We start from the raw sequence: 11,952 nt of genomic DNA on the forward strand, positions 1-11,952 counted from the left end.
CGCATGCCTCACCGATTGGTGTAGACTAACCGCGAAAATACGGGCGATTTGCCCGAAGATGGGCGAAGTGCTTGTCCATTTGGCCGAGTTTTCGGGGTATTTGCAATGCAAACGGAAGAATCGAGTCTTGATCGCTTTGACCGGGCGATTCTGGCCGAGCTGGCGGTAGAGGCACGGGTTTCGGTGACGGAACTGGCGCGCCGCATCGGTTTGTCAAAGTCCCCGACCCAGACGCGACTACGCCGGTTGGAGGAGACGGGGTTCATCCGGGGATATCGGGCGGTGCTGGACCCGATCCGGCTGGGCCTGGATCACGTTGCCTTTGTCGAGGTCCGCATGGTGGACACGCGAGAGGCGACATTGGCCCGCTTCAATGCCGCCGTCGCGGCCATTCCGGAAATCGAACAGGCGCATCTGATCGCGGGCAATTTTGACTACCTGCTCAAGGTGCGCACGCAGGACATGCCCAGTTACCGCCAAGTGCTGGCCGAAAAGGTCTCGACCCTGCCGGGGGTATCGTCGACATCAACCTTTGTGGCGATGGAGGCGGTCAAGGAAGACGTTATCGCGGATGTGACTTGACCAAACGGCACGCCGTGTCACCCTTTGGGTATGAAACACATATTGTTCCTGATGTTGTTTGCGCCGCCGGTTCTGGCGGATGGCTGTCCCACCGCTCCGGATCATCGCGCCGAAATGGACCCGCTCTATCAGGCCTTGCTGACCGCCCCAGATGAGATGACAGCCCGGCTGATCACCAACGAAATGTGGGGTTATTGGGACAATGCACCGGATGAGGCCAGCCAGTCGATGCTGGATGAGGCGATGCGCGCGCGGTTCGATTTTGTTTTCGCGCTGGAGCGATTGGATGCGCTGATCGGCTACTGCCCGTTTTACGCCGAAGGGTACAATCAGCGGGCCTTTGTCAATTTTCTGCGTGAGGATTTTGAGGCCGCATTGCCGGATCTGGAACGCGCGTTAGAGCTGAACCCACGCCATGTGGGGGCCCTGTCTGGTCGAGCGGTGACGCTGATTGCGCTGGGCCGTGACGACGCGGCACAAGTCGCCTTGCGCGCGGCTTTGGCTGTGAACCCGTGGTTACCGGAGCGGGCACTGTTGAAGTCGCCCGTTGGGGATGATCTCTGACGCCTTCTTTTGCTTGCCGTGGTTTACACGGCACGCGCAATGGCTATGTTCGCGCCACTGGCCCGCGTGGTGGAATGGTAGACACAGGGGACTTAAAATCCCCAGGCTTTAATGCCGTGCCGGTTCGAGTCCGGCCGCGGGTACCAGGTTTTCAGGGAAATGGAGGGCGATCAGCCGGTTGTCTTGCGACGCAGGCGGATCACCACCTCGACAGAGGCGATCTCGGACCCTTCGGGCGCTTCGGGCAGGCGGGTGATCTGCAACTGTTCGGCCGGGGCGTCGGTCAGCGCGCCCTGATCCTCCCAGAAGAAATGCGGGTGGTCGTGGGTGTTGGTGTCAAAATAACTGCGCGAGCCGTCCACCGTCACCTCTTGCATCAGGCCCGCCTCACAGAACGCCTTGAGCGTGTTATAGACGGTCGCTAGCGATACCTGTTCCCCGCTGTCTTTGGCGGAGGCAAAGAGGCTTTCGGCGGTGACGTGGCGGTTCTTGCCGTCGCCGACCAGCAGGGCGGCCAAGGCGACACGCTGACGTGTGGGGCGCAGATCGCTGCGTCCCAACCAGTCTTTTCCGCGTTCCATTGCCTCGGACATCGTGTGTGTCACCTGATCCCTGCTCACCCTGTATATAAAGCGCCCATGGGGCAAATTTCAAACGGTTTCGCTGATCTGGACAGCGTCGTTAGGCGGCCAGCGCCTTGGTTTGCCCGGTCTGGCGCCCTTGCGTGGTGTGTCGGGCGGGTGCTAAACGGGGCAAGGTTTGAATATGAGACAGCAAAAGGGGCCCGTCTAATGGCCGACTATCCCACCAGCTTTGGCAAGGACGACCTTCTGAAATGCGCACGCGGTGAGCTGTTCGGGCCGGGCAATGCCCAGCTGCCCGAGCCGCCGATGTTGATGATGGACCGGATCACCGAGATTTCGGGCGATGCGGGCCTGCATGGCAAGGGGCATGTGCTGGCCGAGTTCGATATCACGCCGGACCTGTGGTTCTTTGACTGTCATTTTCCGGGCAATCCGATCATGCCGGGCTGTCTGGGTCTGGACGGTTTGTGGCAGCTGACGGGCTTTAATCTGGGCTGGCGCGGCTGGCAGGGGCGGGGCTATGCGCTGGGCGTGGGCGAGGTCAAGCTGAAGGGAATGGTCCGGCCCGACCGGAAGATGCTGACTTATAAGGTGGACTTCACCAAGGCGATCCAGACCCGGCGGCTGACCATGGGGGTCGCGGACGGGATCGTGGAGGCCGATGGAGAGGTCATCTATGAGGTCAAGGACATGAAGGTCGCGCTCAGCGAGAACTGACCTGTCCACGCGTGGCGCGCAAGGTGACGTAGCGTCTTCAATGACTTGCAGAGACGGTTTTACCGATTGTTTACGAACGGGCCTCTTTTGGGGGCCCGTTTTTTGTTGGGGTTTTGGGGACTCGATGTACTCCGTTCGAGTGGGGTTTTGGGCGTCTTTGGGCGTTGCGACGGCGGTGCCGGGCTGAAGCCCGGCCTACGGTGTCGCGCAGGGCGCGTGCGGGGGACGCGCAGTGTCGGCGGATTGGTGAGCGGTGCGTGCGAGCACGCACCCTACGGCGTGCTAAGCGCCGGGCTACCGTGCCGAAAATTTAATTTTTTGAAGGGCGATAAATGGACTTGGGTGCCTTGGGATTCCAAGATGCGTGGCGCGAATACAACGCGGTGCGCTTGTTGGGGCGGGAACTCAGGTTTTCACGGCAATTAAAGGTCAGGCAGTGGTTGATGGCAGCTGCGGTTTCAGTGATTGCCTTGCCAACTTTTCTCATGTCGGTTTTTTACCTTTTATTTCTGGAGGTTCTAGATGGGTAGAGGGGCAACCGGGATGGAATGTTTTTGATATGAGTAACATTGCAAACTTCATTCAGAAGTTGCCGGCTGCCTCCGTAGTACATTTCCTAGTATCTCACTATGGATGGGATTGACGTGGAGCGGCTGGCGAACTTTCTGAATTGGTTCTTTGGAACGGTGTTTGCGTTTCTTTAGTTTTTCTGTATTATGTTGTTTTTACTCGCCATCTGCTGGGTGTTCATGTTTGGGTTGAATTAGATTTGCGGGCGGAACTTTTGTTCCAGCGAGTGAGCGTTTAAATGAGTTGGATTTCAGTGACCCAAGTTACGTGCAGACTCTTGATGCAATGATATCCGATTCAATCGGAGCGATGATTTCTTTCGCGGGTCACAAAGGCACCATTCCACTGCCTCAAGCATCAGCCGCCGCTGCCCTTTACCCATCTTCATCAATAGCTGTTCCATCCCGGTTGTCCGATGTTGACCGAAGTTCAGGATAGAAAAGGGGCAGCATGCCCCCCAACCCCCTCCTTGCACCTCCCCCCCGCCTTACCCTACTAAGTTCGGGACACATCATGAGGAGGCTCCATGCGCCGCGTCGTCGTTACAGGGCTTGGGATCGTTTCGAGTATCGGGAATTCTGCGGAGGAGGTTCTGGCCTCGCTCAAGGCAGGCAGGTCCGGCATCACCGCCAATGCGCAGATGCAGGAACACGGCTTTCGCAGTCAGATCGCGGGGGCCATCAATCTGGATGTGGCCGAGCATATCGACAAGCGGACGCTGCGTTTCATGGGGCCGGGGGCGGCCTATGCCTATATCGCCATGGGCCAAGCCATCGCGGATGCGGGGCTGGAAGAGTCCGACGTTGTGAACCCACGCACCGGCCTTGTGGCCGGATCGGGCGGTCCGTCGACCAGTGCCATGTTGACTGCGCATCAAACGGTGCTGAAGACGGGTGCGACCAAGCGGGTCGGCCCCTTTGCAGTGCCCAAGTGCATGTGCTCGACCGTGAGCGCGAACCTGTCGACTGCGTATAAGATCAAGGGCATCAACTATTCGATCACCTCGGCCTGTTCGACCTCTTTGCATTGCATCGGCAACGCGGCAGAGCAGATCATGATGGGCAAGCAGGACGTGATGTTCGCGGGCGGCGGCGAGGAGTTGGACTGGACCCTGTCGTGCCTGTTTGACGCGATGGGCGCGATGTCTTCGAAATACAATGACACGCCAGAGCAGGCGAGCCGCGCCTTTGACAAAGATCGCGACGGATTTGTGATCGGGGCTGGCGGCGGCATGCTGGTGCTGGAAGAGTTGGAGCACGCCCGCGCGCGCGGGGCCAAGATCTACGCCGAAGTGACCGGCTATGGTGCGACCTCGGACGGGGCGGACATGGTGGCGCCATCGGGCGAAGGCGGTGAGCGGGCGATGCGGATCGCGCTGTCGACGCTGCCCGAGGGGCGCAAGGTTAGCTATATCAACGCGCATGGCACCTCGACTCCCGTGGGCGACGTGGGGGAGATCGAGGCGGTGCGGCGCGTGTTCGGTGAGGGAACCACCCCGCCGGTGTCGTCGACCAAATCCATGACCGGCCACAGCCAGGGCGCGACCGGCGCGCAGGAGGCGATCTATTGCCTGCTGGCGTTGAAGCACGATTTCATCATCCCCTCGATCAATGTGCAGACGCTGGACCCGGCGTTGAAGCCTGCCGAGATCGCGACTGAGTTGGTCGAGAACGCGGGTCTGGATTCGGTCATGACCAATTCCTTTGGCTTTGGTGGCACCAACGGGTCTATGGTGTTGTCGAAGTTTCACGACTGAATAGCGCGGAAGAAGTGACATGACGTTGAGTCTGAAAGGCAAGCGCGGGCTTGTCATGGGTGTTGCGAACGAGCGGTCGATCGCATGGGGCATCGCCAAAGCCTGCCATGAGGCGGGCGCGGAACTGGCCTTTACCTATCAGGGAGAGGCGTTCGGCAAGCGGCTGGAGCCTTTGGCGGCCAGCGTCGGGTCGGATTTCATGGTCGACGTGGATGTGACGGATGATGCGTCGCTGGACGCGGCGTTTGATGAGTTGGGTCAGCGGTGGGACAGCGTGGATTTCCTTGTCCATGCGATTGCCTATTCGGACAAGAATGAGCTGACGGGGCGGTTTCTGAACACGTCGCGGGCGAACTTTAAGAACTCGCTGGATATTTCGGTGTATTCGTTCATCGAGGTGGCCCGGCGGGTGCATCCGCTGATGACGGACGGTGGCACGCTTTTGACGCTGACCTATCTGGGCAGCCAGCGGGTGGTGCCGAACTACAACGTCATGGGCGTGGCCAAGGCGGCGCTCGAGGCGACGACACGTTATCTGGCCAATGATCTGGGCCCGGATGGCATCCGCGTGAACGCGCTCAGCCCCGGACCGATGAAAACGCTGGCGGGGGCGGCCATCGGCGGCGCGCGGCGGACCTACAAGCACACCGGCCAGAATGCGCCTTTGCGGGCGAACGCCACGCTGGAGGCGGTGGGCGGCACGGCGGTCTGGCTGCTCTCGGATGCGGGCAGTTGCACCACGGGTGAGGTGATCATGGTGGACGGTGGCTATCACGTTGTGGGGATGCCGCAACTGGAGAACTTGTGATGCGTCTGGTCTGGGTTCTGGGGGCGGCATTGGCGCTGGGGGGCTGCATGGACGGCGCGACCCCGGCTTCGGGCGGCGCTGGCGGCGGGCAGGGCGCGGAGGCGCGCAAGCTGTCGGCGGGCATGACACAGGCGCAGGCCGACGCGGTCTTTGGCCTGGACGCGGGCTATGAGCGCAACCCGGCCAATTGGGACGAATCCTGCGTCAGCTACGCCTACGGCGATGCCGCGACGCCGCGCTATGTCCATGCGGTGTTCCGGGGCGGTCGCCTGCTGCGCGCGACCGACGGGCACGGCGCGATCTGCACCTACGGGGCTGCACTGTAAATCCTGTCACGGGAACCGAGGTCTGCACCGGGCGTTGATCCTCCAAACGACTGGAGGTTCTCATGACCCACAAGATCACCCTGCAAAGCATCGACACGCTGACCCATAACGTGCACCGGCTGACCTTTGATAAGCCGGAGGACTATGCCTACACGCCGGGGCAGGCGACAGATTTCGCGCTGGACCGCGACGGATGGCGCGAGGAACAGCGGCCTTTCTCCTTTACCTGTCTGCCTGATGAGGACCGACTGGAATTTGTCATCAAGTCGTACCCTGACCACAACGGCGTGACGGACCAGATCGGCAAGATGGAACCGGGCGACACTGCCCTGATTGGCGACCCGTGGGGCGCTATCGAGGACAAGGGCGATGGGGTCTTTATTGCCGGGGGCGCAGGCGTGACGCCCTTTATCGCGATCCTGCGCAAAAAGCTGGAGGAAAACGGCACGCTGGAGGGCAACACGCTGCTGTTCTCAAACCAGTGTGAGCGCGACATCGTCATGCGCAACACCTTTGAGGCGATGGAGGGGCTGCGCTGTCACTGGACGGTGACAGAGGAAAAAGGCAGCCCGCTGGCGCGCGGTCTGATCGACGCTGACATGCTGTCCGGGTTTGTCGATCCCCAAAAGGACATCTGCTATATCTGCGGTCCCGATGCGATGGTCGAGGCGATGCCCGAGGAACTGGCCAGGCTGGGCGTTGAGCAGGACCAGATTGTGGTTGAGGATTTCGGCTGACCTTGCGGGCACGTTTGATGGTGATGGGCCGGGGCATCATGTCCCGGTCTTCTCACATCCCGCTTAGAACCACTGTCCCGGCTCCATCAGGCCAAGGTCGAGCAACTGGCGCGAGTGCCATTCAAACGGCGTGGAGTTGTGCCAGCGAAAGCTTTTGATGTCGAAGGTGGAGCCGGGGTTGCGTTTGAGCGCCTTGGCGGTGCGAAAGCTGGCAATCGCGGCGGTCAGATTGTTGTGCCACGGGCAGGCGTAGGTGTTGTATTCCTCATCGGAGAACGTGTGATCGTCGCGCAGTTGCAGCCCCGGTTTGGCACGGAAAATGGCGATGCGGTCAATCTTGCGCCGGGTTTCAGGGACGTGTTCCTCATACCGCCAGCGCAGCCCGCCGAAGAAATTCAGCTGCCGTTCCTTGGGGTGATTGTGGTTCTGCGGGTCCGGGCGGGCCAGTGCGTAATAGCCGGACCGGTCCAGCCATGCGTCGTCCAGCGACACCGCATCACGGCATTTCCTGAGATCCCCGGCGTAGAGGTCGACCACATAGGTCAACATGGCATCGCGCCGTTCCTCTGCGTGATAGGCCAGCATTTCGCCGATTGTCCGGCTCTCTGAAAAGGGAAAAAAGAGATATTCGGCGTTATAGCAATAATAGACCCACTGGCCGGTGGCCTTGGCGATCACGCCATTGACGGCCCGTGTCAGGGCGGCGTCGGCGCGCATGTCATGGGCAACGTGATGCACCTTGTCCGTTAGATCGGCGGGCAAGGTCAGGTCGGCCGCGCCAAACAGCACGACAGACCGGAATCCGCAGTGGCGGTGGTGGCGCAGGGTGGTGTCCAGTTCTACCGCGTCCTCGGCAAAGATCAGCGCAATGGGGCCACGGCGCAGCGCGTCGGCACCTTGGGACAGGAAGTGATTTAGGGTCTTGTAGAACATGCTCGGCCTCTGGTGGGGCTTTTACCGCAAGGTCGGTGAAAATCTCGTGCATTGCAAGCGGGGGGGATTCTGCGGTATCGCCAGCCCTTAAATCCGAGACAGGAGCGCGCGCTATGGCCCCGAAGAAACTGTATATCAAGACCTACGGCTGCCAGATGAACGTCTATGACAGCGAGCGCATGGCCGAGGCCATGGGCGGCGAGGGTTATGAGACGACCGCGCGCCCCGAAGATGCGGATATGATCCTGCTGAACACCTGTCACATCCGGGAAAAGGCGGCGGAAAAGGTTTATTCGGAACTGGGCCGCTACAAGGGGCTGAAGGCAAACAAGCCGGATCTGAAGATCGGCGTGGCGGGATGTGTGGCGCAGGCTGAGGGCGCAGAGATCATGCGCCGTCAACCGATGGTGGATCTGGTGGTCGGCCCGCAAAGCTATCACCGGTTGCCGGATCTGTTGTCGCGTACCCATAACGGCGCCAAGGCGCTGGACACGGATTTCCCGGAAGAGGACAAGTTCGACCACCTCAAGGCGCGGCCCAAGGCCAAGCGCGGGCCGACGGCGTTTTTGACCGTGCAGGAGGGCTGTGACAAGTTCTGCGCCTTTTGCGTGGTGCCCTATACGCGGGGGGCAGAGGTGTCGCGCCCGGCGGACCGGGTGCTGACAGAGGCGCGTGATCTGGTAGAGCGCGGCGTGCGTGAAATCACCCTTTTGGGCCAGAACGTGAATGCCTACCACGGCCATGAGGGCGGATTGGCGGGTCTGATCCGCGCCTTGGCCGAGATTGACGGGCTGGCGCGTATCCGGTTCACCACCTCGCACCCGAACGACATGGATGATGCGCTGATCGCGGCGCATGGCGACTGTGACAAGCTGATGCCTTATCTGCATCTGCCTGTGCAGGCGGGGTCGGACAAGATCCTGAAACGGATGAACCGGAGCCACACGGCCGAGGACTATTTGCGGTTGATCGAACGGCTGCGCGCAACGCGGCCCGATCTGCACCTGTCGGGCGATTTCATCGTCGGCTTTCCCGAAGAGACCGAAGAGGATTTTCAGGCCACGATGGATCTGATTGCGGCGGTGGAATATGGCTCGGCGTTTTCGTTCAAATATTCCGAACGGCCCGGCACCCCGGCGGCAGAGCGCCCACAGGTTCCCGAGGACGAAAAGGACGATCGCCTGCAACGGTTGCAGGCGTTGTTGACGACCCAGCAGCGCCGTTTGCAGGATGCGATGGTGGGCCGGGACGTGCACGTTATGTTCGAAAAGCCGGGCCGGATGCCCGGCCAGATGGTCGGAAAATCTGAATATCTGCACGCGGTTCACGTCGAATCCGACGCTTTTTCACCGGGTGATATCGCGCGAATCCGAATCGTTTCCAGTGGCCCCAACTCTCTGAAGGGGGTTGTTGCGCCGCGCTAACTGCCCCCATGAACCCCTTGTTTCAAAAAAAGGGTTCAGATTATCCACAGCAAAACAAAGCGTTTTCGGGAACTGTTTCCGATTTTGGGACAGTACACATAGCTTTTCTCTTCACAGCCGGGGGAGTTTTGCTAATGTGTTGATTATAGTAAATATGCGTGCGCCCGCTGCCATGTGGTGCCCGCATTTGGGGAAACTTAAAATCAAGGGACCAGGCTGTGGCTTATCGCATTTCCAAGGCCATCGGCGCGATGGCGCTTGCGGCCCTCGCTGGTCTGTCGGCCGTTGCGCCGGCAGTCGCCGGGGACGCTGACCAGAACACACCGTTCATCTCGACGCAAAACACCCGCACCATCAAGGGTGAGCAGTATATTCCGGGCATCTGGGTGGACCCGGATGGCTGTGAGCACTGGGTGATGGACGACGGGGTTGAGGGCTACATGAGCCCGCACACTGACCGCAAAGGCATCCCGGTTTGCCATCGCAGCAACACCTGCGGTGTCATGAACACCGATCAGTTTTTTGCCACCGACAGCCACCGCATCTCTAAACACGGTCAGGCGCGCATTGCCGATTTTTTCAAGTCGGCAAACGCCGTCGGCTATGTCATCGCCGGTCACACCGACAGCCGCGCATCAGATGATTACAACATCAAGTTGAGCTATAACCGTGCGCTGGCCGTGGCCAGGGTGGCCCGCTCTGTCGGGGCAAACATCACCGATGTGCGCGGCTATGGCGAACGGATGCCGGTCGCGACGAACAAGACTGCAACGGGCATGGCCAAGAACCGCCGTGTCGAAATCCTCTGCTTCCGGTAATCCAGAAGGGATCATGACAATGAACTTCGTTAAACCGCTTCTGCTGGTTGCCGCTGTCGCTGCTGTTGCGGCCTGCGATCCGGTCGGCCCCGACAAGAGCCGGGACCGCCAGTCCATCGACCGTGACGACCTGACCGGCATGAAGGCCGGCATCTGGGTCGATCCGAACGGCTGTGACCATTGGATCATCGACGATGGCGTCGAGGGCTATCTGTCGGCCCGTCTCGACAAATACGGCAAGCCGGTTTGCTCGGGCGTCGCCCCGCCGACCATCGCCACTGGTGATTTCAAGGGCGGCTCGACCTCGATTATCGGCGACCCTCTCTGACACCCTGACAACGGGCATTTTCTGGATATTGGACCGCGCGGCATCTGCCGCGCGGTCTGTTTTTGTGGCGTTCGCATGACAATTGCCCTTCATGCGTCGCAGAGACTTGCGCCTTGCGGCCTGCCAATGCACCATATCTAGCAGAAACACGCGTCCGGAATCGGATCGCCCTGCACAGGAGACGGGTTTGACAGCGGGCATTTTGACCGAAGCCATCCTAGAATTCCCCGACAACCGATTGCTGATCGACCTCTGTGGAGAGTTCGACCGCAACCTGACAGACATAGAGGCCCGCACTGGGGTGCAGATTCTGCGCCGTGGCAACCAGTTGGCGGTGCATGGCCCCGAGGACTCGGTGCCTGCGGTGGCGGACGTGCTGCGCGGGCTGTATGAGCGGCTCGAACAGGGCCGAGAGGTTGCGCGCGGAGACATCGACCGTGCCCTGCGCATGGAAGACGAAGAACCGGACGAACAACTGGAAATGTTCACCGGCGGCCCGGTTGAGATCAAGACTCGCAAAAAGCTGATTGAGCCGCGCACTGACGCGCAAAAGGCCTATGTGCAAGCGTTGTTTGCCAATGAGATGGCCTTTGGCATTGGCCCGGCGGGCACCGGCAAGACCTATCTGGCCGTGGCGGTCGGGGTTCACATGCTGATCACCGGCGAGGTGGACAAGATCATTCTGTGCCGTCCGGCCGTCGAAGCGGGCGAGCGGCTGGGCTTTCTCCCCGGCACGCAAGAGGAAAAGGTCGACCCCTACATGCAGCCCTTGATGGATGCGTTGAACGATTTCCTGCCGGGCAAGCAACTGGCCAAGATGCGCGAAGAAAAATCGGTCGAGATTGCACCGCTGGCCTTTATGCGGGGGCGCACGTTGTCCAACGCCTTTGTGGTGCTGGATGAGGCGCAGAACGCCACCACCATGCAGATGAAGATGTTCCTGACCCGGTTGGGTGAGGGCAGCCGCATGGTGATCACCGGCGACCGCACGCAGATCGACCTACCACGCGGTGTGCCGTCCGGCCTGGCGGATGCGGAGCGGCTGTTGGGGCATGTGCCCGGCATCTCATTCAACTATTTCACCGCCAAGGATGTGGTGCGCCATCCGCTTGTCGCGGCGATCATCGAAGCCTATGAGGCGGACACGCCGGGCTAGGCCGATGCGGCCGGCTCTGCGGTATCCAATGCGCCAAGGGGGCCGGGGGCAATGTCCCCGGCACAATCACAGATGCTGACCGACACGATATTCGAGGATGACCGCTGGCAGGGCGTGGGTCTGGACCGGCTGGCCGAGACGGGCGCCGAAGCGGCACTGTTGCATCTGGGGCTGGTGCCGGGCGACTATGAAATTGCCGTGCTGGGCTGCTCGGACACCCGCATCGCTGCGCTGAACAGTGATTTCCGCGACAAGCCGCAGGCGACCAACGTGCTGAGTTGGCCGTCTGAGGATCTGGCCCCAGAGGCCGATGGCGGCGCGCCATTCCTACCCGAGCCAGAAGACGATGACCCACATCATCTGGGCGACATTGCCCTAGCCTATGAGACCTGTGCGCAAGAAGCCGCCGATCGGGGCATCCCGATGGCGCAACATGTCACACATCTGATTGTTCATGGGGTGTTACATGTCCTTGGCTATGACCATATGCGTGACCTAGACGCCACGCTAATGGAACGGATTGAGGTTGAAATACTTGGCAACCTGGGTCTGCCGGACCCATATAGAGTGGATGGCGCCCCTTTGGGGCATGATGGAACGGATTGATGGGCGATAGCGAAGACTCGTCTAAGGCAGCGCAACGCGCGCT

14 protein-coding genes and 1 tRNA gene are annotated in these 11,952 nt (G+C 60.6%); 13 read left to right on the top strand and 2 right to left on the bottom strand.

Annotated features, from left to right (window positions below; genetic code table 11):
* The first annotated feature begins 105 nt into the window (after window positions 1-105).
* From ANTHELSMS3_RS09185 to ANTHELSMS3_RS09195, 3 genes are all read left to right on the top strand, one after another.
* Window positions 106-582 carry an Lrp/AsnC family transcriptional regulator gene (locus tag ANTHELSMS3_RS09185; protein ID WP_089276653.1) on the top strand — a complete coding sequence of 159 codons (477 nt, stop codon included), beginning with the start codon at window positions 106-108 and terminating at the stop codon, window positions 580-582.
* A gap of 51 nt (window positions 583-633) precedes the next feature.
* Window positions 634-1,146, top strand: a complete 513-nt coding sequence (locus tag ANTHELSMS3_RS09190; protein ID WP_254694921.1) for a tetratricopeptide repeat protein — start codon at window positions 634-636, stop codon at window positions 1,144-1,146.
* Window positions 1,147-1,206: 60 nt separating this feature from the next.
* A tRNA-Leu gene (locus ANTHELSMS3_RS09195) sits at window positions 1,207-1,292 on the top strand.
* 24 nt (window positions 1,293-1,316) lie between these two features.
* Here ANTHELSMS3_RS09195 and irrA read toward each other — a convergent pair.
* Complete coding sequence (gene irrA / locus ANTHELSMS3_RS09200) at window positions 1,317-1,739, bottom strand: iron response transcriptional regulator IrrA (protein ID WP_094034605.1); 423 nt, start codon at window positions 1,737-1,739, stop codon at window positions 1,317-1,319.
* A 198-nt stretch (window positions 1,740-1,937) separates the two neighbouring features.
* Between irrA and fabA the strand changes: the two genes are divergently transcribed.
* The 5 genes from fabA to ANTHELSMS3_RS09230 all read left to right on the top strand — a co-directional run bounded on the left by fabA (window position 1,938) and on the right by ANTHELSMS3_RS09230 (window position 6,644).
* Window positions 1,938-2,447 carry a bifunctional 3-hydroxydecanoyl-ACP dehydratase/trans-2-decenoyl-ACP isomerase gene (gene fabA / locus ANTHELSMS3_RS09205; protein ID WP_094034606.1) on the top strand — a complete coding sequence of 170 codons (510 nt, stop codon included), beginning with the start codon at window positions 1,938-1,940 and terminating at the stop codon, window positions 2,445-2,447.
* A 1,096-nt stretch (window positions 2,448-3,543) separates the two neighbouring features.
* The gene (gene fabB, locus ANTHELSMS3_RS09215; protein WP_094034608.1) at window positions 3,544-4,773 is read left to right on the top strand and encodes a beta-ketoacyl-ACP synthase I; all 1,230 of its coding nucleotides are present in this window, start codon (window positions 3,544-3,546) and stop codon (window positions 4,771-4,773) included.
* Window positions 4,774-4,792: 19 nt separating this feature from the next.
* Window positions 4,793-5,581, top strand: coding sequence for an enoyl-ACP reductase FabI (locus ANTHELSMS3_RS09220; RefSeq protein WP_094034609.1), 789 nt, complete (start codon window positions 4,793-4,795; stop codon window positions 5,579-5,581).
* Window positions 5,581-5,907, top strand: a complete 327-nt coding sequence (locus ANTHELSMS3_RS09225; RefSeq protein WP_094034610.1) for a hypothetical protein — start codon at window positions 5,581-5,583, stop codon at window positions 5,905-5,907. The genes ANTHELSMS3_RS09220 and ANTHELSMS3_RS09225 overlap by 1 nt, the downstream gene beginning before the upstream one ends.
* A 62-nt stretch (window positions 5,908-5,969) precedes the next feature.
* Window positions 5,970-6,644, top strand: coding sequence for a flavodoxin reductase (locus ANTHELSMS3_RS09230; protein ID WP_094034611.1), 675 nt, complete (start codon window positions 5,970-5,972; stop codon window positions 6,642-6,644).
* Between the two features lie 63 nt (window positions 6,645-6,707).
* Here the strand turns inward: ANTHELSMS3_RS09230 and ANTHELSMS3_RS09235 are convergent, their stop codons facing one another.
* Window positions 6,708-7,577, bottom strand: a complete 870-nt coding sequence (locus ANTHELSMS3_RS09235; RefSeq protein ID WP_094034612.1) for a hypothetical protein — start codon at window positions 7,575-7,577, stop codon at window positions 6,708-6,710.
* 113 nt (window positions 7,578-7,690) lie between these two features.
* Here ANTHELSMS3_RS09235 and miaB point away from each other — a divergent pair, with 113 nt between their 5' ends.
* From miaB to ybeY, 5 genes are all read left to right on the top strand, one after another.
* Window positions 7,691-9,001, top strand: a complete 1,311-nt coding sequence (miaB, locus tag ANTHELSMS3_RS09240) for a tRNA (N6-isopentenyl adenosine(37)-C2)-methylthiotransferase MiaB (protein ID WP_094034613.1) — start codon at window positions 7,691-7,693, stop codon at window positions 8,999-9,001.
* A gap of 218 nt (window positions 9,002-9,219) precedes the next feature.
* Complete coding sequence (locus ANTHELSMS3_RS09245) at window positions 9,220-9,819, top strand: OmpA family protein (protein ID WP_254694891.1); 600 nt, start codon at window positions 9,220-9,222, stop codon at window positions 9,817-9,819.
* A gap of 19 nt (window positions 9,820-9,838) precedes the next feature.
* Window positions 9,839-10,147, top strand: coding sequence for a hypothetical protein (locus ANTHELSMS3_RS09250; protein WP_094034614.1), 309 nt, complete (start codon window positions 9,839-9,841; stop codon window positions 10,145-10,147).
* A 187-nt stretch (window positions 10,148-10,334) separates the two neighbouring features.
* Window positions 10,335-11,303, top strand: coding sequence for a PhoH family protein (locus ANTHELSMS3_RS09255; RefSeq protein ID WP_094034615.1), 969 nt, complete (start codon window positions 10,335-10,337; stop codon window positions 11,301-11,303).
* A 72-nt stretch (window positions 11,304-11,375) separates the two neighbouring features.
* A complete protein-coding gene (gene ybeY, locus ANTHELSMS3_RS09260) occupies window positions 11,376-11,909 on the top strand; it encodes an rRNA maturation RNase YbeY (protein WP_094034616.1) in 534 nt (177 codons plus the stop codon).
* Window positions 11,910-11,952: the final 43 nt, after the last annotated feature.

The sequence above is a fragment of the Antarctobacter heliothermus genome (assembly GCF_002237555.1).
GTDB lineage: Bacteria > Pseudomonadota > Alphaproteobacteria > Rhodobacterales > Rhodobacteraceae > Antarctobacter > Antarctobacter heliothermus_B.

Excerpts from the sequence above, each read along its gene's own strand:
- ANTHELSMS3_RS09185 (WP_089276653.1), top strand. The coding sequence starts at position 106 with ATGCAAACGGAAGAATCGAGTCTTGATCGCTTTGACCGGGCGATTCTG.
- ANTHELSMS3_RS09190 (WP_254694921.1), top strand. The coding sequence starts at position 634 with ATGTTGTTTGCGCCGCCGGTTCTGGCGGATGGCTGTCCCACCGCTCCG.
- irrA (WP_094034605.1), bottom strand. The coding sequence starts at position 1,739 with ATGTCCGAGGCAATGGAACGCGGAAAAGACTGGTTGGGACGCAGCGAT.
- fabA (WP_094034606.1), top strand. The coding sequence starts at position 1,938 with ATGGCCGACTATCCCACCAGCTTTGGCAAGGACGACCTTCTGAAATGC.
- fabB (WP_094034608.1), top strand. The coding sequence starts at position 3,544 with ATGCGCCGCGTCGTCGTTACAGGGCTTGGGATCGTTTCGAGTATCGGG.
- ANTHELSMS3_RS09220 (WP_094034609.1), top strand. The coding sequence starts at position 4,793 with ATGACGTTGAGTCTGAAAGGCAAGCGCGGGCTTGTCATGGGTGTTGCG.
- ANTHELSMS3_RS09225 (WP_094034610.1), top strand. The coding sequence starts at position 5,581 with ATGCGTCTGGTCTGGGTTCTGGGGGCGGCATTGGCGCTGGGGGGCTGC.
- ANTHELSMS3_RS09230 (WP_094034611.1), top strand. The coding sequence starts at position 5,970 with ATGACCCACAAGATCACCCTGCAAAGCATCGACACGCTGACCCATAAC.
- ANTHELSMS3_RS09235 (WP_094034612.1), bottom strand. The coding sequence starts at position 7,577 with ATGTTCTACAAGACCCTAAATCACTTCCTGTCCCAAGGTGCCGACGCG.
- miaB (WP_094034613.1), top strand. The coding sequence starts at position 7,691 with ATGGCCCCGAAGAAACTGTATATCAAGACCTACGGCTGCCAGATGAAC.
- ANTHELSMS3_RS09250 (WP_094034614.1), top strand. The coding sequence starts at position 9,839 with ATGAACTTCGTTAAACCGCTTCTGCTGGTTGCCGCTGTCGCTGCTGTT.
- ybeY (WP_094034616.1), top strand. The coding sequence starts at position 11,376 with ATGCTGACCGACACGATATTCGAGGATGACCGCTGGCAGGGCGTGGGT.